Genomic DNA, 959 nt, shown 5'->3' with positions numbered 1-959 from the left:
GCTAACTTTGCAACAGTGCCCCTAATCGTGTTCAGCAGAATAGCCGGAGGAAGTTTCCTACTGTCGATAAGAAAGGATTGGCACAGGGAGTGTGAATATCGAAACACCATCACAGAATAATGCCAGATAGAAATGCGATAGTAGGGTTGGATATTTAAATAAGGAGCATCCAGACTTAAAATGAATATGACTGCGTAACCAGGCGCAATAAAAAAAGCGAAAGAATCGCTTTTATTCTGGTTGTTTTTTCGAAGAGTGACCGTTTTCTGAGATGACAAGAAATAAGGAAGTCCTATGATCGCTAGCGGAATAGTTCAAAAACTGAATGCGCAAATGAATCAGGAGTTTTATACCTCAAATTTGTATCTTCAGCTCAGCCAGAGGTGCAGCGAGAATAGCCTTAATGGCACCGCACTATTTTTGCGTCATCAGGCGCAAAATACGGTGACGCAAATGATGCGCATGTACGAATACATCAAACAGAGCGGCGCCACGCCGGTGTTACAGGAGCAACACGCCCGGTGCGGTGAATTTTCCACGCTGGAAGATCTGTTTGAGCAGACGGTAAGCGATTACCAGAAGCGCATTAATGCGCTGACCTCTTTGACGGAAGACGCCCAGGCAGCAAACGATAAGTCAGCGATTAACTTCCTGAAGCGATACAGAAAAGAGGAAATCGTGGACGGGACGCTGTTGCAAATCATTCTGGATGAAGTCCGCAGCGCTAAAAAAGCGGGCATCAACATGCAGCAAACCGACCACTATCTGGTTGGCGTGATCGATCGCTATCACTAAATCAATTTCGCAGTACGAGGAGGTTTTACGCCTCCTCAGAAAATCTGTTTTACATCAGAAACAGAGGTTTATGCCAGTGAACATTTGATACCCAACACGTCATAGTGATTTTTTAACTTAGCGTTTTTATATCGTGCCAAAAATGTCTCTGCTTGTGTCTTTAT

1 protein-coding gene is annotated in these 959 nt (G+C 44.3%); it reads left to right on the top strand.

The window, feature by feature from the left end; genetic code table 11:
- The first annotated feature begins 294 nt into the window (after positions 1-294).
- Positions 295-795 (top strand): non-heme ferritin-like protein, encoded by a 501-nt coding sequence (locus tag N6P30_RS24390; protein ID WP_001752509.1) that lies wholly within the window; start codon positions 295-297, stop codon positions 793-795.
- Positions 796-959: the final 164 nt, after the last annotated feature.

This window comes from Enterobacter sp. PL1, from assembly GCF_945957325.1.
GTDB lineage: Bacteria > Pseudomonadota > Gammaproteobacteria > Enterobacterales > Enterobacteriaceae > Enterobacter > Enterobacter roggenkampii.
This window is presented reverse-complemented; position numbering and strand designations above follow the sequence as displayed.

Bases quoted from the DNA above. Each gene is read 5' to 3' on its own strand.
- N6P30_RS24390 (WP_001752509.1), top strand. From the start codon at position 295: ATGATCGCTAGCGGAATAGTTCAAAAACTGAATGCGCAAATGAATCAG.